Origin of the sequence: uncultured Roseibium sp. (genome assembly GCF_947494555.1) — a bacterium.
Classification (GTDB): domain Bacteria; phylum Pseudomonadota; class Alphaproteobacteria; order Rhizobiales; family Stappiaceae; genus Roseibium.
Genome location: NZ_CANLVF010000001.1, coordinates 363,629 through 390,191, shown reverse-complemented (window position 1 = coordinate 390,191; position 26,563 = coordinate 363,629). Strand labels below are relative to the sequence as shown.

The 26,563-nt window shown below is 54.6% G+C and carries 23 protein-coding genes; 6 read left to right on the top strand and 17 right to left on the bottom strand.

The window, feature by feature from the left end:
* Positions 1-74 precede the first annotated feature (74 nt).
* The 3 genes from Q0915_RS01670 to Q0915_RS01660 are packed head-to-tail and all read left to right on the top strand — an operon-like array spanning position 75 to position 2,930.
* The gene (locus Q0915_RS01670) at positions 75-1,061 is read left to right on the top strand and encodes an ABC transporter permease (RefSeq protein ID WP_299472663.1); all 987 of its coding nucleotides are present in this window, start codon (positions 75-77) and stop codon (positions 1,059-1,061) included.
* Positions 1,058-1,852, top strand: coding sequence for an ABC transporter permease (locus Q0915_RS01665; RefSeq protein WP_299472662.1), 795 nt, complete (start codon positions 1,058-1,060; stop codon positions 1,850-1,852). Before Q0915_RS01670 ends, Q0915_RS01665 begins: the two co-directional genes overlap by 4 nt.
* Positions 1,845-2,930 (top strand): ABC transporter ATP-binding protein, encoded by a 1,086-nt coding sequence (locus Q0915_RS01660; RefSeq protein ID WP_299472661.1) that lies wholly within the window; start codon positions 1,845-1,847, stop codon positions 2,928-2,930. The genes Q0915_RS01665 and Q0915_RS01660 overlap by 8 nt, the downstream gene beginning before the upstream one ends.
* Before the next feature lie 246 nt (positions 2,931-3,176).
* Here the strand turns inward: Q0915_RS01660 and Q0915_RS01655 are convergent, their stop codons facing one another.
* Together Q0915_RS01655 and Q0915_RS01650 are read right to left on the bottom strand one after the other, a co-directional pair.
* Positions 3,177-4,046, bottom strand: a complete 870-nt coding sequence (locus Q0915_RS01655; RefSeq protein ID WP_299472660.1) for a LysR family transcriptional regulator — start codon at positions 4,044-4,046, stop codon at positions 3,177-3,179.
* Between the two features lie 508 nt (positions 4,047-4,554).
* Positions 4,555-5,469, bottom strand: a complete 915-nt coding sequence (locus tag Q0915_RS01650) for a LysR substrate-binding domain-containing protein (RefSeq protein WP_299472659.1) — start codon at positions 5,467-5,469, stop codon at positions 4,555-4,557.
* Positions 5,470-5,575: 106 nt separating this feature from the next.
* Between Q0915_RS01650 and Q0915_RS01645 the strand changes: the two genes are divergently transcribed.
* Positions 5,576-6,565, top strand: a complete 990-nt coding sequence (locus Q0915_RS01645; protein WP_299472658.1) for an ornithine cyclodeaminase family protein — start codon at positions 5,576-5,578, stop codon at positions 6,563-6,565.
* A gap of 61 nt (positions 6,566-6,626) precedes the next feature.
* On the opposite strand, the gene ugpC is transcribed toward Q0915_RS01645, so the two are convergent.
* From ugpC to Q0915_RS01610, 7 genes are all read right to left on the bottom strand, one after another.
* A complete protein-coding gene (gene ugpC, locus Q0915_RS01640) occupies positions 6,627-7,688 on the bottom strand; it encodes a sn-glycerol-3-phosphate ABC transporter ATP-binding protein UgpC (RefSeq protein WP_299472657.1) in 1,062 nt (353 codons plus the stop codon).
* 17 nt (positions 7,689-7,705) lie between these two features.
* Complete coding sequence (locus tag Q0915_RS01635; RefSeq protein WP_299472656.1) at positions 7,706-8,548, bottom strand: carbohydrate ABC transporter permease; 843 nt, start codon at positions 8,546-8,548, stop codon at positions 7,706-7,708.
* Between the two features lie 8 nt (positions 8,549-8,556).
* Positions 8,557-9,420, bottom strand: a complete 864-nt coding sequence (locus tag Q0915_RS01630) for a sugar ABC transporter permease (protein ID WP_299474638.1) — start codon at positions 9,418-9,420, stop codon at positions 8,557-8,559.
* Positions 9,421-9,482: 62 nt separating this feature from the next.
* On the bottom strand, positions 9,483-10,739 hold the full coding sequence (locus Q0915_RS01625) for a sugar ABC transporter substrate-binding protein (RefSeq protein WP_299472655.1): 1,257 nt from the start codon (positions 10,737-10,739) through the stop codon (positions 9,483-9,485).
* Positions 10,740-10,776: 37 nt separating this feature from the next.
* Entirely contained in the window at positions 10,777-11,946 is a 1,170-nt protein-coding gene (locus Q0915_RS01620) for a PLP-dependent transferase (RefSeq protein ID WP_299472654.1), read from the bottom strand.
* The gene (locus Q0915_RS01615; protein WP_299472653.1) at positions 11,939-12,667 is read right to left on the bottom strand and encodes an FCD domain-containing protein; all 729 of its coding nucleotides are present in this window, start codon (positions 12,665-12,667) and stop codon (positions 11,939-11,941) included. Before Q0915_RS01615 ends, Q0915_RS01620 begins: the two co-directional genes overlap by 8 nt.
* Before the next feature lie 479 nt (positions 12,668-13,146).
* Entirely contained in the window at positions 13,147-13,689 is a 543-nt protein-coding gene (locus Q0915_RS01610) for a GNAT family N-acetyltransferase (protein WP_299472652.1), read from the bottom strand.
* Between the two features lie 520 nt (positions 13,690-14,209).
* Here Q0915_RS01610 and Q0915_RS01605 point away from each other — a divergent pair.
* Complete coding sequence (locus tag Q0915_RS01605) at positions 14,210-14,695, top strand: hypothetical protein (protein WP_299472651.1); 486 nt, start codon at positions 14,210-14,212, stop codon at positions 14,693-14,695.
* Positions 14,696-14,764: 69 nt separating this feature from the next.
* Positions 14,765-16,801, top strand: coding sequence for a sigma-54-dependent Fis family transcriptional regulator (locus tag Q0915_RS01600; protein ID WP_299472650.1), 2,037 nt, complete (start codon positions 14,765-14,767; stop codon positions 16,799-16,801).
* A gap of 97 nt (positions 16,802-16,898) precedes the next feature.
* Here the strand turns inward: Q0915_RS01600 and Q0915_RS01595 are convergent, their stop codons facing one another.
* The 8 genes from Q0915_RS01595 to Q0915_RS01560 all read right to left on the bottom strand — a co-directional run bounded on the left by Q0915_RS01595 (position 16,899) and on the right by Q0915_RS01560 (position 25,924).
* Entirely contained in the window at positions 16,899-17,942 is a 1,044-nt protein-coding gene (locus Q0915_RS01595) for an NAD(P)-dependent alcohol dehydrogenase (protein WP_299472649.1), read from the bottom strand.
* A gap of 62 nt (positions 17,943-18,004) precedes the next feature.
* A complete protein-coding gene (locus tag Q0915_RS01590; protein WP_299472648.1) occupies positions 18,005-19,642 on the bottom strand; it encodes a molecular chaperone GroEL in 1,638 nt (545 codons plus the stop codon).
* Positions 19,643-19,698: 56 nt separating this feature from the next.
* Positions 19,699-20,496 carry an iron-sulfur cluster assembly protein gene (locus tag Q0915_RS01585; RefSeq protein WP_299472647.1) on the bottom strand — a complete coding sequence of 266 codons (798 nt, stop codon included), beginning with the start codon at positions 20,494-20,496 and terminating at the stop codon, positions 19,699-19,701.
* Positions 20,497-20,500: 4 nt separating this feature from the next.
* Positions 20,501-21,526, bottom strand: coding sequence for an amidohydrolase family protein (locus Q0915_RS01580; RefSeq protein ID WP_299472646.1), 1,026 nt, complete (start codon positions 21,524-21,526; stop codon positions 20,501-20,503).
* Positions 21,527-21,611: 85 nt separating this feature from the next.
* Positions 21,612-21,983, bottom strand: a complete 372-nt coding sequence (locus tag Q0915_RS01575; protein ID WP_299472645.1) for an MmoB/DmpM family protein — start codon at positions 21,981-21,983, stop codon at positions 21,612-21,614.
* Positions 21,984-22,000: 17 nt separating this feature from the next.
* The gene (locus Q0915_RS01570) at positions 22,001-23,065 is read right to left on the bottom strand and encodes an aromatic/alkene monooxygenase hydroxylase subunit beta (RefSeq protein ID WP_299472644.1); all 1,065 of its coding nucleotides are present in this window, start codon (positions 23,063-23,065) and stop codon (positions 22,001-22,003) included.
* A gap of 51 nt (positions 23,066-23,116) precedes the next feature.
* On the bottom strand, positions 23,117-24,175 hold the full coding sequence (locus Q0915_RS01565) for a 2Fe-2S iron-sulfur cluster binding domain-containing protein (RefSeq protein WP_299472643.1): 1,059 nt from the start codon (positions 24,173-24,175) through the stop codon (positions 23,117-23,119).
* An 84-nt stretch (positions 24,176-24,259) separates the two neighbouring features.
* Positions 24,260-25,924, bottom strand: coding sequence for an aromatic/alkene/methane monooxygenase hydroxylase/oxygenase subunit alpha (locus Q0915_RS01560; protein WP_299472642.1), 1,665 nt, complete (start codon positions 25,922-25,924; stop codon positions 24,260-24,262).
* Positions 25,925-26,563: the final 639 nt, after the last annotated feature.

Below are 26,563 nucleotides of genomic sequence, written 5' to 3'. Positions count from 1 at the left end.
CCCTGACAAGCAGAAAAGACCTTGCCCGCACATGAGGCGGGCAAGGCATTCAAGTCAAATTGGGGGAAACTGGCATGAGCGATGAGGTCGCTCCACGCACTGGCCGAGGCCCTGACACCGCAGACAGAAAACGTCTGACGTTCTGGGGTGCATTATCAAGCTGGACGCCTTATCGCGTGGTGGTCGGGCTTGCGACTGCATCACCACGCCGCCAGTTTCTTATTCTCGCGGCATTTCCGCTGTTATGGGTGCTCACCCAGCACCTTGGACCCATGCTGCAGATGCTGCGGGTGAGTTTTACTGACGCCTATCCGGTGGCACCGGGGGTCGAACAGCATTTCACCCTGGACAACTATGCCCGCTTTTTCGGTGATTACATTTTCTGGCAGCCGTTTTTCCGGACACTCACCTTCGCCGGTGTCTTCACCTTCTGCACGTTGATCCTGACCTATCCTGTCGCCTATTTCTTGGCGCGTCACGTCAGCCGCAAGAACCAGATGCTGATGCTTCTCTTGTTGCTGATCCCCTTCTGGGTCGGCGAAATCGTTCGCACTTATGCAATCATGATCCTTCTTGGAAACACCGGAGCGGTGAACCAGTTGCTCAAGTCGCTGAGCCTGATCGACCGGCCGATCCCGTTCATGTACACCAGCTTTTCCATGGGTGTCGGGATCGTCTACCTGACGGCGCTCTACATGCTTTTGCCGCTTTATTCCGCCCTGGAGAAACTTCCCAAAAGCTACAACGAGGCAGCCGCCGACCTTGGCGCTTCTGCCTGGACACGCTTTCGCCGGGTCACCCTTCCACTCACGCTGGAAGGTATCTCGTCGGGATGCACATTGGTGTTCCTGATATCAACCGGCTTTTATGCAACCCCGGTTCTGCTTGGCGGTCCTTCCACGACCGTTTTTGCCGAAACGATTGCCGGCTTCTTCCATGTTGCCGGGGATGAATGGCCGACCGGCGCAGCCTTTGCGACGATCATGTTTCTTGCCGCGATCGTCCTGACCGGTGCCTTCCAGAAGCTGATGAATTCCTTGCGAAAAGGAGACAGGAATTGAACCGGGGTAACCGCATCCTGCTCTCTTGCGTCTACTGGGCCTTTGTTCTTTACGTCTTTGTTCCGCTGGTCCTGATGATCCTGATGGGCTTCAAGGACAGCAAGTTTATCGGCTTTCCGATCCGCTCGTGGACACTCGACTGGTATACCGGTGTTTTCGACGACGCGGCCGTGCCATCAGCCTTTATCTATTCGGTGGTGATTGCAGTCCTTGCAACAGTCATCTCCGTAATCGTCGGAACATGGATTGCCGTCCTCCTGGAAGGCAGGAAGTTTTTGGGCCGGACCGCGATGTTCGGCCTGACCGTGCTGCCCGCACTTGTTCCAGGAATCATTTCCGCCATCGCCTTCCGGATCTATGCCAGATGGCTGGGTATCGAACCGGGAATGGGCGCTATTGTCTGGGCGCACGCAGTTCACAACGTGCCCTTTGTAGCCCTGGTGGTCATGGCCCGGTTGTCTACTTTGCCGAAGAGCCAGATTGAAGCAGCGCGTGACCTTGGCGCCGACCCGATCATCGCCTTTTTACGGATCACACTGCCCTACCTTGTTCCCGCAATCCTGGGTGCAAGTATCTTCTGCCTGCTGCTCAGCTTCGACGATTTCGTCCGTTCGTTCTTCCTGGGAGGTTACGAGCCGACATTGCCCGTTCTGATTTTTGCCAAACTCAGATCCGGCATGTCACCAGAAATCAATGCCATTGCGACGGTCGCCCTGATCCTGACGGCAGCAATCGGCATATGGGCCGAACGTTTCACCCGCCGGATGAACAAGGAGTCCCGGAATGACTGATACAAATCCCCTTGTTCGCATCGAGGGCGTGACCAAGAAATTCGGTGAAACGGTCGCCTTGGACAATCTCACGCTTGATATCGCCCGGGGTGAATTCGTTACCTTCCTGGGACCGTCCGGTTGCGGCAAGTCCACGACGCTCAGAATTCTCGGGGGTTTTGAGCGCCCGACGTCGGGCCGCGTCATCCTGGATGAAGTGGACGTCACACGCCAGCCACCGGAAAAACGTCATGTGAATATGGTGTTCCAGGACTATGCCCTGTTTCCTCATATGACCGTGCGCCAGAACATTTCTTTCGGTCTGGAGCTGAAGGGCATGAACAAGGCCGACATTCGCAACCGACAGGACGAAATCATGTCGTTTCTGGAGCTGGAAAACTATGGAGCCCGGTATCCAGGTCAACTGTCGGGCGGACAGCGTCAACGGGTGGCGTTGGCGCGCGCGCTTGCCCCCGATCCGGCCCTCCTGTTGCTCGACGAGCCGCTTGCAGCGCTCGATGCGAAACTCCGCGGCCAGGTTCAGCAGGAGCTCAAGGCGATTCAGCGCCGCACTCACAAGACCTTCTTTTTCGTGACTCACGATCAGGAAGAAGCCCTGACGATGTCAGACCGGATCGTGGTTATGAACCATGGTCGCGTCGAACAGGACGGCACGCCCGAAGAGCTTTACTTCCATCCCGCAACCAGGTTCGTCGCCGAATTCATTGGGGAGACAAACCTTCTGACTTGCAAAATGCGCGGCCAGGATGGTGATGCGATCGTGCTGGACTGGTTTGGCCAGACACTCAATGGCCAGTCCCATGGACACGTTCCACAGGTCGGCGACACCATCACCGCATCGGTCCGGCTGGAAAAACTCGCCTTCCATACAGAACGCCCGGAGCACTCAAATGCAGTAAGGGGAACCGTTGTCGGCAAGACTTTTCTGGGTAGCCGTATGTCTGTCGATCTGATGGTCGAAGACGCACAGGGCGCAAGACTTCGAGCCTTCGTAGACGCCGATGTCGGTCGCTCGGTCGGCTCTGAGCCGGTCTGGATTGGATGGGATAGCGATAGTATGGCTGTGCTTCGCACTTGAAACTGAACTCGGCAACAGTGTTGGTCATCTGCGTGTTGATTGTCCGGAATCGCGGTAAGATCTCCGGCAAATTTTTGCCAAATGCAGCTATCGACTCTTCACCTTTCTAACCAGAAAAATCGTTGCGGTAAGCTCATACGGCAGTCTTTTCCTGAATACCTCTTCCTCACACTCAGAAGCGGCATCAAGACCAGGCGTACGGGCTGATCGACCTGAAAGAGTGCCGGCAATAAAGCAGGAAAGACTTCAAGCAGGTGCCAATTGCCCCGCGAAAAGCTCCTCGGCATCCTCGCGCAGACGTCGAATGACAGTCTGAACCCGATGCGATTGGACTGTGTCGGGATGGGCATGCAGATGTAATCTTCGCAAGAGCTCTGTTTTCTCGTCCCCGATTCGCTGTAGTGCGGCGTTTCCTTGAGCTATGCAAACCGGTAGCAAGCCCTTCCCGATCCCGCATTCAATGGGTACCTGTAAAAGTCCGGGATCATCTGCAAGAACGAGCACTGGTTCATTCCTCTTTCGCAGCTTGTCGGTTAGTGCGACGGGTGCACGGCGGGACGCAAAACTGTCTCGAATTGATACCCATCGGTCAGGAGCCTCATTGCTACGCTTGTCTGCATAAAGCGCGAATGCGACGTCTACGAGTTTGATAGCAAACTCGCCCAATTGAGGAGGATCCTCGAATCGCAATGACACAGTTGCCGCCGTGCGGGAGGCAACATCATCAGTTTTGGAAACCAGGCGGACGGACAATTTGGGGTATGAAGTGATCAGGGAGGGCAGAAAATGTGTCGCGAGATGCTGAAGAACCCAATGATCTCCCATCAAACATAATTCTCCAATCGGTTCATTGTCACGCGCTGCCGCTGCTTGTTGAATCCTCTCTGTACGTCGCTCGATTTCCATAGCATCTGCGATAATACGCTCACCCGCATCCGTAGGAATTAGTCCGGATTTTGATCGAACGAAAAGAATGGCGCCAAGAGAGCGTTCAAGTGATGAAAGTCGCCGTCCGACGGTGCTTTGGTCCATTTCCAGCACCAGCGAAGCACGGGTGAACGACCCAGAGCGCACAAGCGCAAGCAAAATACGGATGTCGTCCCAGTTCAGCTTCATCAAATCACCAAACTGAAAACCCGTAAGATACTGATTGATTGAACATTTTATTGTGCCCTCTGGTGCAAATCGGATGCTTTTGGTATCATGACCTCTGGTCGCGGGGCCATTTGCTGTTCCCCTCTGCGACTTGCCTGAAACCCTCGAGCAAACCGCTAATCAGCTCTTCTGGTTCACTAAGCCGACTAAACGTCCACTTCCCTCGGGATCCTGGTGGGTTCTTTGTCCTTGCAAATTTCGGCAAGGCTCTTGCTTCGGGTCATCGAACCTAGAACTCCTGAATTAGGCGGCGCATTACCTTCAAAGACTCCACGCTCTGGCAACATTCGACAAATATCAATTCGCGCATCATTTATGACTAAGGATCATATATTTCGATTTTCAATGAGTGTATTCAGGGCGTTTGATGCCGTCGGCAAGACTTCTGGTTTCTCAATTGCTGCGTTCGACATAAGGCTGTAACCCGGCATATCGCTTGCCAGAACCCACGCCGCCGAGCTGTACAAAATCAATTGTTTTCAATGCGATGCTGGACGATATTGGCAGTTTTCGTTGACTGTCCACGTAGCCACCGGACGAAACGTTTTAATGCGGGACGGCTTGCGTGCTCAACCGGATAAGTGAGCCAGTAGTCCTCACCGCTATGAACGGTTGAGGCGAACGGTGAGACCAAGCGGCCACTCGAGATGTCATCCTGGATCAAAGCTTCAAAGAGAAGACACACACCTCCATCGGAAAGCGCGGTTTGACGAAGAGCGCTCGTGTCGCTGATTTGTTGGCTTTTGATGCGCTCCTTAGACACCCCGTAGGCTGCAAACCAATCCCACCAATCCTTGATCTTGAATTCGTGAAACAGATTGCAACGAAGAAGGTTATGAACATCGGAGGTTGGAAGATGTTCACGCGCATATCGCGGACTGCAGACCGGAACCAAGGCGCCAGATATTATAAGTTCTGCGAGAGTTCGACTATGGTTCGGCTCAAGGCTCCAGTTCACTCCAACATCGATCTTTCCCTCGTCAAACATTGGCGGCTCGTACGAATGAGTTAACCTTATGTCCAGGTCCGGGTTGTCTTTAATAAAGTTCAATAGTCTTGGCGTGAACCAAGCTACTGAAAGAAATGGTGAAACCGAGACATTCAACACATCGTCAACCGTGCGGCGCCGCGCATTTGCGATCGCACTGTCGATCTGCCGGAGTCCTTCCGAAAGCTCCAGGAACAACGTGCGTCCTTCGGACGTAAGTGAACACTGCCGCGTTGTTCGCTCCAGAAGACGGCAATTCAGATCCAGCTCAAGCGATGCAACATGTCGGCTGATAGCCGACTGACTAATGCCCAGTTCAACCGCCGCCTTTGAGAAGCTGCTATTTCGGCCAACGGCGTCAAACGCCCTGAGCACACTCATCGAAAATCGAGACATATGATCTCCAGTCATGAATGACAGTGGGAATTATATTTGCCGAACGGCGCCATGATGTGAAGGCTGAAAAGACATTGCGATAGCCAGTTCAGGAGCCGGGAAGTCGATGAGAGGACAAAAAAGTGCTGCCGAAATTCGTAAGGGCGAACGGCCTGTAATGATCCTCAGCGAAGCGGACGTTGAGCGATTTACCGAACCAAAAGAGCTGATTGGTGGTTTGCTCGAGGGTTTCAGACAAGTCGCCAGAGGAGAAATGCAAATACCGCCGCGACCAGAGATCAACATACCGGGAAAGGGTTTCATGCTTTCCATGCCAGCGTGGCTTCCCGGCGGGCCCATCATGGTGAAGATGGTGAATGTTTTCGAGGGTAACAACCTGATTGATCTACCAAATCACCTCGCAACCATTGTTCTCTTCGATCAAGACACGGGCAATACCTTGTGTGTAATGGACGGTACATACGTTACCGGCATACGAACCGCTGCAAGCGCTGTCGTATCAGTTAAGGTTTTGGCTCGCGCTCAAGCAAAGGTCGCCACTGTCGTCGGCGCCGGCGTGCAGGGACGGGAACACCTGCGACTTCTTCCGTTGGTCAAAGACTTCGAAAAGATATACGTGTCGTCGCTAGTCCACGAGGATGCCGTTCGGCTGGCCGACATGTGCTCGATCGCCGAAGCGACAGACGATTTGGAAGCGGCGATAAGGCAGTCGGATGTTGTGTGTCTGGCAACCCATTCCTATCAACCGGTAATCGAATCCAGCTGGGTGCAAGACGGAACTCATGTTTCGTCGGTTGGCTACGCACCGCCGAATGGAGAGCTATCTGTTGAACTGATTGCTCGTGGCCGGCTTTTTGTCGAGGACCTTTGTGCTTTTGAACCGCCGCCCGTTGGTTGTGCAGAATTGGTCGGCATCGCCCCTGCGAGCGGACTTGTAATAGGCAAGGAATTGCTAAAAGCAGATCGACTAAGGCTCAGCGACACCGAAATTACGATCTACAAAGCGATGGGGATCGCCATGGAAGACTTAGTGGCTGCGAACAACGTATATCAGCGTGCAAAGAGGGCTGACCACTCCATAACTGCGGTTTTTTGAATGATTGGCGGCGGTTCAAAATAAGGGACGGGCCGGCTTCTGCCAGGCAACTTTCCGATACTCAAATTTCCAGTCGTCTACCTTCAAACCCGAACAGATGCGACTTTTCGAGGTCGACAGCGATATTGACAGCATCCCCGGTCTTGAGCGGAAAATGTCCGTGCTGACGCACGAGAACCGGGCCGACGCCGGGCACATTAGCGTGGATATTTGTGTCCGATCCCAAATGCTCGACAAGTTCGGCAACGCCTTTCATATGTGCGGCCTCTTCTGTGACGATATCAAGGTGTTCCGGACGTACGCCAAGCTCATGCGCCTGCCAATGCGCTGAGTCAGATCCGATCTGCAGAGTGGTTCCGTCCTTAAGCTTCACACCGTTTTCCGCCCGATCGACACCGAGAATATTCATGGTTGGCGAACCGATGAATTGAGCCACGAACTTGTTGGAAGGTCGCTCGTAAAGTTCAAGAGGTGTTCCCACCTGCTGAATATCTCCGGCATTCAGAACAACGATCCGATCTGCCAGCGTCAGGGCTTCGACCTGGTCATGTGTCACGTAGATCATAGTCGCGCTCAGCCGCTGGTGGAGACGCGCGATTTCCAGGCGCATTTCGACCCGCAGCGCCGCATCAAGATTGGACAAAGGCTCATCGAACAGGAACGCGCTAGGATCCCGGACGATCGCCCGCCCCATAGCGACCCTCTGGCGCTGGCCGCCTGAAAGTGCTCTGGGAAGGCGTTCGGTCAGAGACGTGAGGCCGAGTGTCTTTGCGGCATCGGCGACCTTCCGGCTGCGTTCTTCTTTTTGCGCTTTCCGGATTTCAAGCGAGAAGCCCATGTTGCGCGAAACGTCCATATGCGGATAAAGCGCGTAGGACTGGAACACCATCGCCATATCCCGGTCGCGCGGCGGCACTTCGTTCATACGTCCGCCGTCGACCAGAAACTCTCCCCCGGAGATCGGTTCAAGCCCGGCAATCATACGCAAGAGTGTCGACTTCCCGCAGCCGGACGGTCCGACCAGAACGATGAACTCTCCGTCCTCGACTGACAGATTAATGTCCCTGAGAACCTCGACGGAACCATAGGATTTGGCGACATTATTCAGTTCGATACGTGCCACATCGTCCTCCCTGGGGCTCAGCCCTTCACAGCTCCTGATGTCAGGCCCTGAACCAGGTATCGTTGGATAAAGATGAAGAAGAGACACGACGGCACAAGAGCGAGCACACCCGCGGCCATCATCTGCCCCCAATCCACGGAGAACTTGGACACAAAGGTCAACAGCCCCACGGGGAATGTCATTGCGTCGTTAGAGTTGATCAGCATCAGGGCGAACAGGAGTTCACTCCAGGCCGCGGTAAAGATGAAGCCGAGTGTCGCGCCGAGCCCAGGAAGCGTCAGCGGCAGGACGATCTTTCGCAAGGCTTCGAACCGCGTGCAGCCATCGATCATTCCCGCATCCTCCAGTTCCTTCGGAATGCCGTCAAAGAAAGATTGCATCAGGAAGGTTGCGAACGGGATATTGAAGGCCGTGTAAACGATGATGAGGCTCGTCAGGGAGTTGAGCAGCCCGAGCGTTGCGACGATCTTGTAGATCGGTGCAATGATCATCAGCAGCGGAAACATCTGTGTGATCAGCATAAGTGCGATGATCAGACGCTTCCCGCGAAAATCGAATCTGGAAAAAGCATAGCCTGCCGCCGCGGCTATCATCGTCGTGATCGCGGCGGTCCCCAGCGAAACGATCAGGCTGTTGCGGAAATAGGCAAGGAAATCCGTCTGCAACAGAACCGTCTGAAAGTTTTCAAGTGTGAACCTGCTCGGCACAAGCGCCGTACCTTCGCTGAAAATAAGCTTGTCGGGCGTGACCGCAATCTTGGTGAGCCAATAGAGCGGAAAGAGCGCAAAAGCGATGTAAAATGCCAGAGCAAGGTATTTTCCGGTTACCACCCATGGCGATGTCTGACGCAGAGCATTCATGGTGAACCTCAGATCTTGACGAGCTTGCGGCGGAGAACGAGCAGGACGGCTGCGTAGATCAGCAACAGACCAAGCAATGCAACTGCGATGGCGGAAGCGTAGCCGAAATCAAGCTTTCTGAACGCGGTCGTGAAGATGTATGTGGACAGGATCTGCGTTGAATTTGCCGGTCCGCCGCCCGTCATCACGAAGATCAAGTCCGCGAAGTTTGCGATCCAGATCGTGCGCAGCATTACGGTAATGGCAATCATCGGCGCGAGAAACGGCAGGGTAATCTTGGTGAATTTCTGCCAGGTGGACGCGCCGTCTATTTCAGCGGCTTCATAAAGTTCGCCGGGTATCGATTGCAGGGCTGCCAGAAGTGTGATGGCAAAAAACGGGATACCGAACCAGACATTCGCAGTAATCGGACCCCACATGGCCAGATTGGGATCACCGAGAATGTTGAACGGCTCAGACAGAATGCCGAGCGCTGCCAGCCAATGCGGCAACGGACCGATTGTCGGATTGAACAGCCACGCCCAGGTAAGAGCAGACAAAAATGTCGGGACTGCCCAGGGCAGGAACACCAGCGCCTGGACAAGCCGCTTGCCGTAGAAACGGGTGTTCAGCAAGAGTGCCAACCCAAGACCCAGAAAAAACTGGAAGACGATGGAGCCAAGCGTCCACCAGAATGTGTTGGTCAGGGCCAGCCAGAACTTTCTGTCGCTCCACAATGCGTGGAAATTCTCGAACCCGACCCATCCGGTCTCGAACGGCCGGAGCAGATTGACCGCCTGAAAGGCATAGGAAATGCCTATGGCCAGCGGAACCAGCATCACAAGCGCGATCACGATCACTGCCGGCGACAGGTAGAGATAGGGCTCCACCATATAGCGGAAGTAATAGGAACCGCGCGCCCGGTGAGATCCGGGCGCGTTGTCAGCCTCAGCTGTCATTGAGCTTCTTTCCAACGGCCGTATTCCTCAGTCAGGAATTCAGCCCACTGGTCGGCAACTTCCTGTGCACTGAGCTGACCAAGCAGGGCTTCCTGGCTGGTTTCCAGTGCGATGGAATCTGCGAAATAGCCGAATTGTTCCAGATAAGTCGGCATGACAGTTGGAATATACTGCTCGCCATTCAGCGTTTCGAACCAGCCGGCGAACTGCTCCGTCTTGAAGTGCGGGTCCTGTTCCGCCCCTTCGTGGATCGGAATGACACCGACACGCTTCGCCCAGGTCTTGTTGGCTTCCGGAGCGGAAAGATGCGCGATCAGTTTCCAGGAAAGGTCTTCGTCCTTCGTGGTGTCGAACATCGCCCATCCGGCAAAGCCGATGGTCGGAAACGCCTTGCCACCTGGACCGACAGGCATCGGAACGACCGCGAAATCCTCTGCATCCATGCGTTCGGCCACGGCGATCAGCGCATCCGGATCCTGATCAAGGAACGCACAGGTACCGGAATAGAAACCGGCAACGATCTCGTTGAAGCCCCAGCTCACCGCGTCCTTCGGCGCGTAACCGTTCTGGTAGAGGTCGATCAGGAACTGGATGCCCTCGACCGAACCCGGTTGGTTAAGTGTGCTCTTGCCGTTCTCGTCGAAGAAGGTGTTGTCGCCATTCATCGTCGCCGCCATCATGATCCAGCCGTTAAGACCGCCCGGACCGCCTCGCAGGCAATAGCCGTATTTGCCGTCGAGTTCGGAGACCGCCTTGGACGCCGCCATGAATTCTTCCATGGTCTTGGGCGGTCCTTCGACACCGGCTTCCTCAAGCAGCTTCTTGTTGTAGAACAGGGCGCGCAGATAGAAGCCGTACGGGATCATCCGCACGGTCTTGCCGTCGGTCTGCCGGCCCATATCGATGGTCTTCTGGGTCAGCGTGTTGCCGTGCTCCCAACCGGCAATCTTGTCGTTCAGATCGACCAACCTGTCCTTGTAGATGCCTGCCCAGCGATCAGGCATTTCAACAATGTCGGGAATGTCACCACCGGCAACCATGGTCGCGAATTTTTCGAACGCCTGCCCCCAGGGCAAAGAGACGATTTCCACTTCCGTACCGGGGTTCGCCGCTTCGAATTCATCAACCAGTCCCTGCAGGACTTCCGTACGTTCCGGACTGGTGATCACTTCCACCAGCTTCAATGTTTCAGCATGAGCGGACGTTGCCGCCAGAACAGCTAACGCACTGAGTGCGCCGAACAGTCTTTTCATATCTCCACCTCTTTTGAGTTCAGTTGTTTGGCACGCCTTATTTTCGTTTGGCGCTTAGATTGAGAGCCGCATCAAAGTCAGCCCAAAGGTCGATGGGATCTTCCAATCCGAGGCTCAACCGGACGATCCGGCCCGAAACGCCGAACCGCTGCAGCGAGTTCTCTTCGCCGGACTGGTTGAGTGCGATTTGCGTCGGCAGAAGGAGGCTCTCGAAACCACCCCAACTCACCCCGAGCCGGAACAGCTTCAATCCATCTGCGAAGTCCGGGATGCTGACACTCTCATCCAATTCGACGGAGAGCAGCCCGGACCGCCCGGTCAGCCCAGGAACCGTATTGGGCCCGGGAGACAGTACTTTCGTGACAAGCGGGTGCCTGGAAAGGTTGTCCACGAAGCGGTCTGCTGTCGCGTGATGCTGCCGCATGCGTGCACCGAGTGTCCGCAGGCCACGGGTCAACAAAAATGCTTCGAACGGTGCAAGCTTGCCGCCGAGCAATGAAAGTGACAGATCGCGGATCCGGTAAATCAGATCCCCGGTGGAAACAACAACTCCGGCGACCGTATCGGAATGCCCCGACAGATACTTCGAGGCCGAGTGAAGAACGATGTCGATCCCAAGAGTGAGCGGACGCTGAAAGACTGGTGTGGCCCAGGAATTGTCGATAACCGTGAGTGTGCCGTGACGCTTGGCGTGGGCAGCCACTCTCGGCAAATCCATCGCCTGAAACACGACCGTGTTCGGGCTCTCAAGATAGGCGAGCTTCACCCCTGCAAGCAGATCCGGATTATTCTCGAATTCGGCGAGCGAATGATACGAAATCTCTATCCCCAAGGGTCTCAGCAAGCGCTCGAAAAACCTGTAGGCGTCCGGATAGACATGCTCGACGCAGGCAATTCGGTCGCCCGGTCTCACAAATGCGAAAATGGTGGATGAAATGGCCGCCATGCCGGAGGCAAAACCGACAGCCGCCTCACCTTCCTCGGCTTTGGCAACCAGGGTCTCAAATGCGGCAACAGTCGGGTTCTGAACACGGCTGTAAAGTGGATCGTCCGAACGCCCCGCCATCCGATCTTCGAACGCCTTGTAATTGTCGAACGCGAACAGGGACGATTGCACGATCGGCGGAACCACCGCTCCACCTGCACCTTCAGCGACAGAGGCGAGCAAGGTCTCGATCGAAAAATCGTCGGGGTGTCGCTCAGTCATTGCAATTCTCGGCGATCTGAAGCGTTTCGGCGCAGACCATGTCGATGATGCGCTCAGTGAACTCGACCGCCCTGCCCTCGTCCCCGGCAACGACCGCATCTGCCAGCGGCCTGTGCAGCGGGATTGAATCCTGACCCAGGTGCGGTTTTCCGAAGGGCGTTTCGTAGATGCCGTGAAAGCACTTCAGGATCTGATCGATGATTTGTTCAAAGAGCGGGTTTCCGGTGGCCGCATGGATCGCCTTGTGAAAGCGATGGTCGGCGGGGCGCCAGTCCTCGCCCGCCTCGTAAACAGCAATGAGTTCAGCCGCACGTGCATTGATGACGCGGCGCTGGTCTGGCGTCGCAAGCCGCGTTGCCAGACGAACGGCCTCAATCTCAAGCGGCCGGCGGACCTGCTGCATCCTGATCAGGCTTTCAGCCTCATGCTTGATCGTCAGCGCGACCCGCAGGGTATTCCGGGACATTTCGCCAATCAGCCTGGTACCCGCGCCCTTGTTTCGGCTTACAACACCCATGCTTTCCCAGGTTTTCAGGGTCTCGCGGATGGTTGACCTGCCGAACCCGAGGCGCCGCACCAACTCCAGTTCCGGCGGCAACCGGTCCCCGACCTGAAGCCCCTCGTCTTCGATCAGCTTGATGAGTGCATGCGGCACATCTCGAGGCCCTTCAGCATCGCGTTCTTCAGGAGCGGGTTTCTTTGTCGAAGCTTTTTCAGCCATGGACTGGTGTCGACCTTTCCGTTGTCTGATCGAACCATATCACTTTGTCTGACAATGTAAACATTATGTCAGACAATGTTTCCCATGAGCAAACTCCGGCTCGCCTGAGAGGTACGCCGCCGTGATTAGAAAGACGGAAGGTCTTGAATGGTGATGACGACAAACAAGGTTGAAACCGTAGAAATGATGCTGGTCACAAACAGCATCCTCTGAGGCATGGTTCAGGGCCATGACCTGCGACTCGTTCCTCATCCGGTTTAGCGCGGCGTCCTTCGGTTGATTGAGGTGCTACCCCTCACGCTCCTGAGACAGGCTGGAGTGTTTGGATCAGACGTGGATTTTCTGTATGTTCAGGGAGACCTGCAGGTTGCCCAAGCTACGACTTTACTGCCAAAAGCTGCCAGTCAGCACCCTGACTTGCCGCAATAGTCTGTTGCCGGATTTGAGTCCGAAGTCCAGAGTCAACGTCAAATAGCCATTCAAGCAGAAGTATTCTTGAGCTCGTAGATTACGAAGTCTTCCGTTGTCTCAGATATAAACGAAAATCTACGTTTCATTTGGCCGGTCTTTTCAAAGCCCAGCTTTTCCAGCAGACTGATTGAGCTTTGATTTGCAGAATGAACTTCGGCGATGAGAGGTCGGCTTGCGCAGCTACCGAGATGGTGCTCGACAACCCACCTCACCGCGCTACTTGCCAGCCCCATTCGCCAATATTTGTGGGCTACCCAGAATGTCAGCTGGGTGGACAGCGAGACCAGTCCGGCGAATTTGCCATCAAATTCCAACACCTTTGAAACCTGATCGGGGCCAGTCAGAAAATCCAGGTAATCCCGCAACGACCGGTCATCCAGCGGACAAGGCAATGCGGCGAGGTACCGAGATACCCGTTCGTCTGAAAGCACTTTGGAGATCGCCTCACCATCTTGGAGGCGCGGCGGCCTTAGACGAAGCAGGCCGCTGCTCAGAACAATTTCAACAGATTCCGGAAAAACTGTAAAATTTTGTGACACTTCTTCAATCACTACTTGCACGCTCCAGAACACGAATTGCTCTGCCCTCCAACGCAATTTTTGAAATTATCCTTCAAAAACAATATACTAAAGAAAATTTGGCAATAATACTCGGACTATGAATATACTTTCACTGAAACCCACAAGTAGTATATTTCTTTTTGTTCCAAAATAAAAAAAATAAAAAAAATTAAGTGCTTTTTGGAACAAATAATGGACACGTACATATTTTAAAAGTAAAATGGAGAGCAATCAAGATGATGTCTGCAGCAAAGTATGTTTAATACTCGCGGCAGTTGCCGGTCAGCGGTCGTTGAACAGGGAGAGCGATACGTCAATTTGACACCGCATTGCGGAACCATCTCACATAACCTATCCGAAAAATTATCCGTCTCACCGAATTCTCATTTGCGTTTCCGCGCTGAAATTTGGTGTCAGACCGGAACAAAAAGCTGCCTTGCGGCAGCAACGTCCTTAGTAGCGAACATCGGCCTGCAAATCCGGCACTAAGGATAACTAGGGAGAGAATAAGTTGGTTGAGATAATCTCCAAGAAAGAAGGGCCCAGGCGCGAGGATGTCGCAGCGAAACGCCTGATCAACGAAAACAGAACAACCATACACCGGCTTGCCGATCAAATCAGCAACGGCGGCTTTAGCCGTTCACGCAAACTGTTGAACCAATCGCGAGAAGCGCCGAAGCCGGATGGTCTCGTTTTCCATTTCATGGACAACTCCCCAACGCAGGTAGAGCCTGAACCTCGGTTGCGCAGAAGCCCCAACGGCCGGGTTTTTGTCATGGATACAAAAACCGGAAAACAAATGCTGTTTCTGGGAGAGATCAGAGAACGTGGCTCAGTTCGCTATTTCGCCCTTGCGACCAAGCAAAACGGGTTCATCTCTCCCGTCGACGAAGCCGTCGAAGACATGTTGGCCGAGCTCGACGGGATCGTCATCGCAACCCCGGAGATCGAAGACAAAATTCTCGGGGTGATCCGCGACAGGCTTCAGGTTCCCTAACGCACAGTCTGAGATGTAACAACTAAAAATCACGCTCAGAATTGCTACTTGTCAGGGACGCGAGACAACATGCCAACGAGCTATTTCACAACTCAGAACCAGGCCAGTTTCAGAAAACGCCGGATTAGTTCAATCGGCGCTGAACGCCAGACCATGCGCTCCTGGGAGCAATATGTTGAAGGCAGACTGGATACCAACGATATCGAACGCGGCCTCGCAGGGGTTAGGCCGGAGATTCTGAAATCCTGGGACCGCAGCAAGGGACTGGGTATCAGTGCTCTGTCCCAAGGTTCTCCAAAAAAACTCACTGCCGAAAACATCAACTCGTTGACGCAGAAGAACCAGACACTTGTGACGGCAGCCAAGTCCGCATTTGCGCGCCTTTCACCTCATCTGGCGGAATCCGGCGCCATTCTCATTCTCACAGACAAAAACGGCACGATCATAGAAGCGATCGGAGATCCTCAGACGATCGATGCAGGCCGCGACATCAAACTGGAAATCGGGGGCGTATGGGCGGAAGGCGTCATCGGCACGAATGGGATCGGCACGGCCCTCAGCACGGGCACGCCGGCTTATGTTCATGCGTCGGAACATTTCTGCCTGGGTATCAAGGCATGGACCTGTGCCGCAGCCCCCATATTCGACCCCCTCGACAAAAGCATCGCGGGGGTTCTGGATCTGTCGGGGCCACCGGCGATTTTCCGGCCTCACAATCTCGCTCTTGTCGTGGCGGCCGCGCGAGAGATCGAAATTGCGCTGGCCGAAGGATTGCGTGAAGAAAGAACAATCCTGCTCGAAGCGCTCATTGACTCGTCAGCAACCCACAGCAGCACTGACGGGATCGTGCTTCTCAATCGGGCCGGACGGATTGTCTACAATCGGAACACGGATCGGATACCTTCAAGGCGGAAGCAGGAATTTATGATTGGCCGGAAACTGTTGGCCATGAACCCTGAAATGACCGGTGGCCAGCTTGCCCAGGCAATACCCAGAGAATTGACGATCAAGGGGGTCGAGCTCCTGAAGTCAGGGGGTGAAACCCGCGGAGCTGTTGTCATTCTGCCGGGTCAGTCAGCCTCCCGTGAACCTTTGACAAAGCACCGGAGCATCAAGATTGCCCCGAGGACGGGCGTCGAAGAAGATGAAATCGAGATTGTCGGCAACTGCCCGAAGATGCTTGAAGCGATCGACTTTGCACGCCGCGCGGCTGAAGCCAATGTGACGGTTCTCGTCCAGGGTGAAACCGGTGTCGGCAAGGAGCTGTTCGCACGCCTGATTCACAGTCATCACAAAAAGAAAAATGCCCCTTATGTCGCGGTGAATTGCGCGGCTATTTCAAATGATTTGATTGGCGGCGAACTGTTTGGACATGTGGCCGGCGCTTTCACCGGTGCCCTGCGTGAAGGTAAAGTCGGCAAGTTCGAGCTGGCCAATGGCGGCGTGATTTGCCTTGATGAGATTGGTGACATGCCGCTTGAGCTGCAATCTTATCTTCTGCGAACGCTGGAACAGCGCGCGGTCTATCGCATCGGCTGCAACACCCGCAGAGCGATTGATGTCCAGCTGGTCGCGATGACCAATCGGAACCTGCGCCATGACATAGAAGAAGGAAACTTCCGCCGGGACCTGTTTTACAGGATAAGTGCAATTGTCATCGAGGTTCCACCTCTTCGCGAAAGGGGGGATGACATTTTCCTGCTCATCGACCAGTTCAACAGGACTTTGTCCCGAAAGTTCGGACGCTCCCCGCTTGTTTTCGACGACAGTGCAAGAACTGCCCTGAGCACTTATCGCTGGCCGGGAAACGTTCGTGAACTTCGAAACACCATCGAGCGGCTTTGTCTTTTGTCGACAAGCGAACGGATTTCAATGTGGGACCTTCCCTCGGACATTACATCGCCGGACGATGATCTGATCCTGCCCGGCGGCAGGGCAGCGGTTCCCGCAGACCAACTTAATCTCGACGACATTGAATCCATCGCAATTCAACGGGCGATCGAACTCGAAAACGGAAATCTTTCCAAGGTTGCTGCCTCGCTGGGTATTTCCCGGCCAACGCTGTACCGAAAAATAAAGCTTTATGGCCTTGATCGGGGAAAGTAACAGACGCTTTCGGATAAAACTCTCGCAATATGAAAATGAATAAAGAAAAAAGGCGGCGCGATTAAATCATCGCTCCGCCTTTCAATTTGGTTTTTCCTTATGGAACGATCACACCGCGCCCTGTAAATTTTCGATTTTTGAAATCGTCAATGGCTGTGTTGATATTGTCCAGCGAATACTCGGTGTAGTGCATTTTCACCAGACCATCGGCGTTCAATTCCATCAATTCAACCAGCTCGGTATAGTCACCGACAAGGCTGCCGCCGATCTTGATCTCGTTGACTACAAGTTCGACTGTCGGGACTTCGATCTGCCCCCCATACCCGACAACGATCAGTTCGCCGCCCTGGCGCAGTAGTTTCCAGCAAATGTTCTCTACACCCAGTTCGCCGACAAAATCGATCACAACCTGACTGCCGCCACCGGTAATGTCCTTGATTTGCTCAATCAGATCGGGGCCTCCGTCAAGTACGAAGTCAGCACCCAGATCCCGGGCAAGCGCCTGCGCGCCTGGCTCACGATCCACCGCTATGACGCGAGCGCCGCAAAGATGCTTCAGGCACTGAATTGCGATATGTCCGAGGCCACCGACACCCAGAACGGTGACGTAAGCTCCGGGATACACCAATCCGGCAGCACGCTTCGCTGCCCTGTACGCAGTGATACCGGCGTCTGCCATCGGAGCAACATCCAGGGGCGTGACATTTGTATTCAGTTTGATCAGAGAACTTTCATTAGTGAGGAAATACTCGGCGAACCCCCCATCCAGCCCCAGTCCGGGGAACTGTCCGTGATCACAATACATGTCATGGCCATACCGGCAATTCAGACAAATGCCGCAACTCCTGTGGGGGTGAACAATCACCGCGTCCCCAGGTTTGACGGACTTTACATTGCTGCCGACGTCCTCCACCCAGCCGGCATTCTCGTGGCCCATGATGTATGGCAGGAGATTTCCCTCGACATCCATGATGTCTTTCCAGACACCCTCGATAATGTGGAGATCCGTACGGCAAAGGCCAGCGGCTCCCACTTTCACAACAACCTCATCCGGTGCATTTATGGTTGGTGGTGCAACGTCTTCAATCTTGAGTTCGACATTCATCGCCGGGTCGTAATCATAAAGCCTGGCAGCTTTCATGACGGGTTCCTTTCTCAGGCAGGAGGTCGGCAAGCGCAGACTGGAACTGCGCTCGATATCTGCTAGGCGCGTCCGAGATGTTCTGCTCCGCCGCCCAAGGCCGGGCCGGCGGTGGGATCGGCTTCACCTTCGTTCAGGTCGCCGATCAGGGTTTCGGTGGTCAGGATCAGGGTTGCGACCGAGGTCGCGTTCACGAGAGCACTTGCCGTTACGCGCACAGGATCAATGACTCCTGCGTCGAACATGTCCTGGAACTCTCCGACCGCCGCATTGAACCCATGCCCGGGAGCTGCCGAGGTAACAGATGCCACGACAGAATCGGGATCCGCACCGGCGTTGCTGGCAATCCTTGCAGCGGGCCGCGTCAACACGGAGCGGACAAGTTCCACGCCGGCCCGGATATCGGCTTCGTTTTCCGAAGCCAGGTCTTTCAAAACCCAGTCGATTTGAGCCAGTGCTGTGCCGCCACCGGCAACGACACCGTCTTCCGAAGCTGCTCTCACCGCAGACAAGGCATCATCAATCAGCTGTATTTTCCGCTTTTGCTCAACCGGCGTGAAGCCGCCTGCGTAGATCACCGCCGTTCCGCCGGTCAGTTTGGACAGGCGTTCACGCAGCTTGTCCTGCTCGATATTGGGCGGTGCGACGTCGATCTGCCTTTGAACCTGTGTCCTGCGAGCAGTGACAAGATCCGGGTCTCCCTCACCCTGGATGATGCTGGTGAGTGACGCGGACACTTTCACTTTCTTCGCTCCACCAAGCTGCTTGAGCGATGTGTCCTCAATCTTTTTGCCGAGACCCTTTGAAATCACTTCCCCGCCGGTAAGGATGGCAAGATCGTCCATCATCGCCGTGCGCCAGTGGCCGTATTCCGGCGGGTGCACGATCAGGTATGCCCCCGGGCCGCCGTCATCCAGCAGGCTGATAACGACTTCCGGTGCGATCTCCTCTGCGATGATGAGAAGCGGCCGCCCCTCCGTCTTGGCAATTTCCCGCACCTCAAACAACACATCCGGCGTCGGGATCTTGTGATCCGTCATCAATATCAACGGGTTCTCCAGAACAGCTTCCATCTGTTCCTGATCAGTCACCATATGATGCGAAATGTAGCCACGATCGAAGGATATCCCTTCGATTATCTCCAGCGTGGTATCAATGGTCACGCCGAAATCGGCCGTGATGATGCCGTTGTTTCCAACGCGCTCAAATGCCTCCGCAACCAGGGCTCCCAGCTCGGGATCGGATGCCGAGACCCGCGCAACGGCCTTCAGGTATTCCGGGTTCTCGTCACAGGATCTGGACGATTCGTCGAGCCCGTCGATGATCTTGGAAACGGCGCGTTCAATTCCCTTGCAAAGGTCGACAGGCTTGACACCGTTGGAGGTGATTTCAACGCCTTTCTGGATCAACGCGTTCGCCAGCACGATTGCGGTCGTCGTACCGTCGCCGGCGACTTCGTTCGTTTGCATGGACACTTCGCGAACCACCTGGGCGCCCATGTTTTCGAACCTGTCGGTCAGCTCGATTTCAGACGCGATCGTCACACCGTCCCTGGACACGATTGGCGTTCCGACCGGACGGTCAATCATCGCGTTTAATCCCTTGGGACCAAGCGTTGGTTCAACTGCAGCGGCCAGTTTCGCCACGCCTTTTGCCAAAGCAGCGCGCGCACTTCCATTGTGGATGAGTAGCTTTGCCATCATCTCTCTCCTCGATTTATTGACGCCGCAAGCGGCGCGTTCCGCTTCGCCTGGTTTCAGACAGACTCAACATTTCTGGGGGGAACTCGTCCTTGGATGAAATCGACGAGGGTTGGCCCGTCGGCACCGATCTCGACTTCCTTGTATCGGGTGTTGCTCAGACCGCGGCAAAGCGCACCGTTGAACTCCATGTTGATCCGGACGGATCGCAGTTCGCTTAGGTGCTGGCGCAAATTGCGTGGTTCGATCGGTTCGCCGGCCCAGGTCACAAACGCAAGGTCTTCCGAAACGGATGCCAGATTCCGAGAAATCAGCAAGGTTCGGTATCGCGGTTTCTGCCTGGATTCTTCCTCGCCCTTGAAGTCGATGCGATCGAATTCCCCAAGCTTCATCGTGACAATCTTCTCGGCGGAATATCCGGCCTGCTGCAAGGCAAGCAAAACGGTTTCCTGCCTGCGAATGAAAGCCTTTTCAAGGAACTTTAGCTTGACGTTTTCAAGCTCCTCACCACTGGAGTACGCCGAAAAGACCTCGTCGAAACTACAGCTTCCGTTGACACCTGCATTCACTTGCGCGTCGAAACAGTGATCCATGAGCGTGACCGTGACCTCACGTACCCAGCTCAGTTTTTCAACTTCCTGACGAATACCGAATGCCATCAGGAAGGCGAAATTCGGAGAGCACCAGTAGGTAGGAAGCCGAAAGTCGACTTCCACCTTTTCCGAAGCGAAGACCTCAACGCGCTCGACGAAGCCCATATCCGTAATGGGTTCATCGAGTTCCGGATCGGAGACGTTTTCAAGCTGTTCCCAGACCGCCGTCGCCAATTCGGATTGTTGGATTTCGTTCAGCATTGCTTCACTCCGCCGCTACTTGGATCGGCGAGGCACTCAGTTGCTGGAGTTTGGCTGCAACGTCGATGCCGTAGAGCTTCGCAGCATTCAAACCAAGGATCTTCTCCTTGACGTCGTCCGTAAGCTGGACGCCGCCGCGCTCTGCTGAAATGTCTTCCGGGATCTGGTAATTCCAGAACTGGTCAACGAGCCAGGCTGGCGTCCAGATGGCATAGTCGGACCCGAACAGGAGCTTGTCTTCACCGACCCACCACAGCAGCTCGGCCATGACCTCGCCGAAGTATCGCGGGCGGGAATGGATGAACGGCAACGCCACTGCGAGACCCGCATAGACATTCGTTTCCTGGGTCGCGATCCAGCAGAAATCATCCAGCCTCGGCAGCCCGCAATGCTCGATGATCCAGTTCAGATTCTGGAAATCGGTCGCAGCGTAGTCGACATCGTGAACGTCAAATGCATCCTTGTTCAGCGGAATGATTGTCGGTCCCTTGTGAACGTGGATGTTGCGGATCCCGAGCTTGTCGCAAAGTTCGAAGCACTTGTAAGCAGCCGGATCATTCAGTGCCCAGCCCTTGCTGTCTCCGTTCCATTCAGCGGTGTACATTTTCACACCCTGAATATCGAAGTTCTCCTTCATGTAGTGGATGTATTCCAGCGCCTTTTCACCATCGCGCGGGTCGAAGGTACCATTGACGATAAACCGCTCCGGGTGGCGGGACGCCATCTCGGAACTGCGCTCAATGCTGGAAAACCCGTTCTTGTAAAAATCGCTCAGGTAAGTCGACTGGATGATCGCCATGTCGTCCGGCCCCTCTATGAAGAGATCGCGGTAGACATCGTCAGCCGAATATTTTTCGAACTTGCCCTTCTCCCAGAGTTCTTCGGCGGGGCTCAGGTTCGTGTGATAGGCATAGAAGCAATCGATGAATTGCTTGCCGTGAACATTGGCCTGGTTTTCAGGACTTCCGTCCCAAAAGTGGGTGTGGCCGTCGAGAATGAAAATCTCTTTCCCGTCTTTGGTCTTATACATCATGCTCCTCCGTCAATTTGCTTTGTTTCAAGACACAATGGGGGCCGCGCGCAGCGGTGCTGAACCACAGCGCACGGCAGCTGCGTCACTCGATGTATTCGAAGACCTCGTCCATGTTCCCGAACAGGACCACCGTGTTGTCGTCGACCCGGACCATGCGGCCGTAGTGGGTAGAGGTGTTGACCTCGAAGATCTCGGCGGTCATTTCACGGCCGAGAAATTCGCCGATTTCATCCATCTTGAAGATCAGCTTGCCTTCACCGTCGATGCGGATCGTTGCCGGGTTGTAAGTCACGGTGACCTTGGGGTCTTCGCCCATGAATTCGGCAATGGCACGTGCTTCCACGCTATCGTTCATCGTGACGCCGCACTGATGCGAAATCGTCTGCTCGAACTTGATTTCGTCCATCGACTTGAAAATGTTCTGCTTGGACGCGTCACGGGCAATATTCGACATAGTGAAAACTCCTTTGATTAGCGGCTGAGACCGAGTTCACCGAGGATCTGATCGATGCGCTCGTGCGAAACGGCTCTCACGTCTTCAAACGCGACCGGTTTTGAGTGGGGTTGCGACCAGATCGGCTGCAGGTTCTGCACGGCCTTGTCGGCAAGAGCGCCGTGTTTGGCGGTCCAGGACTGGAACAGTTTCCTGTTGTGTCCGGCATGTTTCTCGTCATTGGCGAGCAGGAACATCAGGTCGATCGCGTTCGCGAGATTGCGCTCGTAGTCCGCTTCTGCCGCAGAAATGACCGGAGGTGTGATGAAATCGTTGTTGGCGGCCGCCACCTGCATGAAAAAGCCGGAGCGGACAAGTTCACCGACAAGAGGTTCAAAGATGATGTTGATCGCGAAGTACTGCTCCAGGTAGTCCTCGCATCCCATAATGGCTTCGATCGCTTCACGGGTCGGCTGCCAGATCGGATCTTCAAGCCAGGATTTTTTGCCGAGCTCGTCGTCCCAACCGTCGATATCCATGCCGATCTCGGCAAGATACAAGGTGATGTCCTGAGCGAGGCGCAGCTTGTAGCTCGAGTTGGTCAGCGTCGCGTTGTTGATCATCTGGGTGTAGCCATAACGCTGCGCCTGCATCAGGGACGTGCCGAGGCCGAATTCAGCGTGTTTCCAGGCACCAAGGTGCGCTTGCAGGACACGGATCCAGGTCTGGTCGAACGCTGCAGGCGCCCCTGCTTTGCGCGCGTTCGAAATGACGTTTTGAACCATCGTCACGATCTTGGACTGGCGCTGATAGTGAGTGCGTTCCCATTCCTGGTCAGGCGCCCTGAATGCATGCCAGTTGGAACTGAGCGCTGCGGTGTTGTCCTTCTGGTAGGCACCGCCGCCCTTGCCCCCTTCAAACTCGATGATCCAGTCCTGGATCAGGTACCGCTCCGGATCGGGCTGCACATCGACCGTGACGTCTTCATAATGTGTGGCCCGTTTGCCGCGCGGCTCGAAATAGTTGTACTTTCTGCTGTTGGAACCCACGAATGTCGCCGCGCCTGCGGCTCCGGATCCGACTGAACTTGATATTGCAACCATCGAAGTATTCCTCCCTTGATTGGTCCTTCAACTAACGACCGGCCCTGAAGATCAGTGGGCCGATGAACCGGAAGTTGGAGTGAACTTGTCGAAGAAAATTCGATCGGTTTCGAAGTCGAGCATGAAGAGAACTGGGGTCAGCGCATCGATCATTGGCGGCGGGCCACAGGCATAGACGTCGCCTTCACCGTCGATACCCAGCTCCTTCAGATGACGGTCAACACACTCGTGAACGAAACCCCGTTCGCCAGTCCAGGTAGCGTCGTCATCGGCATGACTGAGAACCGGAATGAAGCTGACCGAAGGATTTGCATCCGTGATTTTCGAGATATCCTCGAGCTTGAAGAGATCGTTCCTGGTACGCGCCCCATAGAAGAAATAAACCGGACGATCTTCGCCGCTGGCCAGATGATCGTTGAGGATCGACCAGACCGGGGACATGCCGGATCCGGCTCCGACTAGGACAAGCGGTCCGTCTCGTCCTTCTCTGCGGAAACACATCCCGTAGGGTCCTGTGATCTTGACTCTGGCTCCGGCTTTGATTCTGCCTTCGTCCAGTTCGTTGGAGAACTTTCCGTCTGGATATTTTTTGATGATGAACGAGAGGTTTTCGGTTTCGCTCGGCGGATTTGCCATGGAGAACGAGCGTGTAATCGTCTCCCCCGCTTCCGTGGTGACCGTGATGTCGACATACTGCCCGGCCCAGAACTTGAGCGGCGCATGCAGTTTGATCTGGACGCCGCGGATATCATGCGTCAGTTTTTGGAAATCGACGATTTCGCCTGAATACTCTTTGACGGGTATCGACTTTGACAGAACTTCTTCGTCGTAGTTCAGCAGTTCAATCTCAATGTCGCTGTAGGCCAACGTGCGGCACATCAATACATGTCCGCTGTCACGCTCCATGTCATTCAGCGCAAAAGTCGAGTACTTGAGCATCTCGCTTTCGCCGTCGAGCTGCACGCATTTGCAGGCAGAGCACTGACCTTCCTTGCAACCATGCGGCAGCGCTATTCCCTGACGAAACGCAGCATCGAGAATGGTCTCACTCTCTTCGACTTCGAATTCCACACCTACCGGTTCCAGTCGGACATTGTAGGTTTCTGACATCAGTTCAGTCTCCATATTCCTGAATGCCGCGAGTTGCTCGCGCGCGAAGGAGAGCGAAGGCCATTTCTGGCCTCCGCAGTTGTCTTAGTTGCAGGGATTGATGGTGAAGCCCTTGCGGTACTCGGCCACGTGTGCGTCACGCTCGACATCCGACATTGCGCGCAATGCATTCAGCGGCGAAGCAAGCTGATGACCACGGACGTGCTCAAGCTTCCACTGCTCCTTGTCGTCGAAACGCAGGTGCGGCTGCGGCACCAGTGTTTCGCCGTCTTCGCGAACGAAGTTGAGGTCCTTGATGGCGTCTGCCAGATCCCATCCGTCGTAAACGGTTTCCCATTCGCGCTTGCCGGAGAATTTGCCCATCGCCGGTGTCGGACGGCCCTGGTACTCGTCAGAGAAGGCTTCGACAGCGGTCCAGCGGTCCAGTTCGTGTGCGAACGTGTGCCATTTGCCGTCGATCTGATCGATCACCATGTCTTCACGGATGAGGCAAGGCACGAGGCAGGACCAGCAACGATGCGGATAGACATATCCGGTCTCTTCGTTGAAGGTGATGACCTTTTCACCCGGCTTGCTGAGCTTGTCGTACCATTTCCAGAAGTCACCGAATTCAGCATACCAGCCAGGATACTTGTGCTCGAACCACTCGAAGTCCTTTTCCGTCTGGGCTTCGATCCGCCAGAAATTGACCGGCCAGCCGACAGCGAAGAACTGTGCGACCTTGTGGACATATTTCTTGTCGGTGATCCGTTTCCAGGCTTCCTGAACATCATCATGGTGGATCTTCACGCCGTACTTCTCAAGCGGCAGCATGTAGGTCCGGTAGTAGTCCTCGAAAATCCAGCGGTGCCACATTTCCGCGTAGGATTCCTTTTCCTTGTCGCGGTTGGTTGTGCCGTATTCGATGAATGTTCCGATTGCCGCGTCGACGATGGCATGGTTCTGCCAGAACGCATACCGCAGGTCGCGCTCCAGAAGCAGGTGATTTTCCGGCTCCTTGAGAGCTGCCATCAACAGAGAGTGGCCGTTTCCGATGTGACGGCTCTCGTCTGACTGCACGGACAAGAAGACCGTCGGCAGAGCGTAGTCACCGTTTCTGGCAGCCTCGGACGGCATGGCCACAAACAGGGTGTTTGTGAACGCAGTTTCAGCGACAACCGTCAGATACATGCAGGCGGCGGTCATGGTGTCGCCTGTGATGAAGCCTTCACCGAACTGGCGTCCGATCGTTGTTGCGTAACACTTGCCGAAGGCTTCTTCGGTAATATCGAACCCGGCCGGATCGATATAGTTTTCCATGTACCACTTTTTCAGGTTCATCTGGATCGTGGAGTGACGGAACTCATCGACCATCTGCATGGTGAAGCCGGTGCGCAGGTCCTCACCGGGCGCAAGGCGTGCCACCATGGCCATGGACCGTGCTGCCGAAATTTCCGGGAAGGGAATGATCGCAAGGAAAAGCTTCATCCACTCGATCCAGCGCGGCTCCACATTGCGGAACATGTCACCGCGAAGTGCGGCATCCAGAGCGCCGTAAACACGATTGTCCTTTTCCTCTTCCATGGGAAAATAGGACCGAAGCACTTGCTTCATCGGATCGCGCGGCGCCTTGGTGATCTTGTAGTCAGTCGGAAACGTTGCAGCTTCCTGCACATAAGTGGGATTCCAACCAAGGTCAGAAATCTTTTTGGTGGCTTCGCCCACCGAGATTCCCCGCTGAGACGTAATCTTGTTCAACGTAATTGCCATTCCTGGAGCCTCCTAAGCTCTTACCGGAAAACCGGTCCGTGGATGGCAGCAGACAGCTGCCTGACTGCCCGATCCGAAACATGCAAACGCCGGGGATAACGCGCCCCGACCGCATGGGATCAGACTGATGACGGCAAAGGTTGAGTAGATTCACGCGGAACCGCGCGTCCCCATGGAAACACGCCAAAAGTGCCGGCTGCTGGCCCTTTGGCGCTTAACCTCCCTATTCCTTCGTTCTTTGTGCGCCCTGTTGAACAGGAGCGCTGTTTTGTGCGTTAGGAATTGCAAGGATGATTCCAGTTTAGGAGAAGGAGGAGATTTTCTTGAAAGAACTCGAAGGTATTTTCGGGTAAAGGTTTGATTTACAGGAATAAATTATTTCGCAAAAAAACATGTTTTCACAAAAAACTTCTTCGAAATTTTTTGGAACTCAAAATTCAAATGCGTAAAAGTGTTTAATAACTTTACGCTCCTTTACATGTTTGTCCGCGCCAACTGACACTCTACTTTTTTCGATCGAAAAAACTTCAGCCAGACAACTGAATATTGATTGTCTTCCCGGCAGAACAACGTAGAAATAGTTGACCTCCAATTCGATAAAGTGAGTTGACCGGTTCGCCGTGCACAGACTTTCAAATG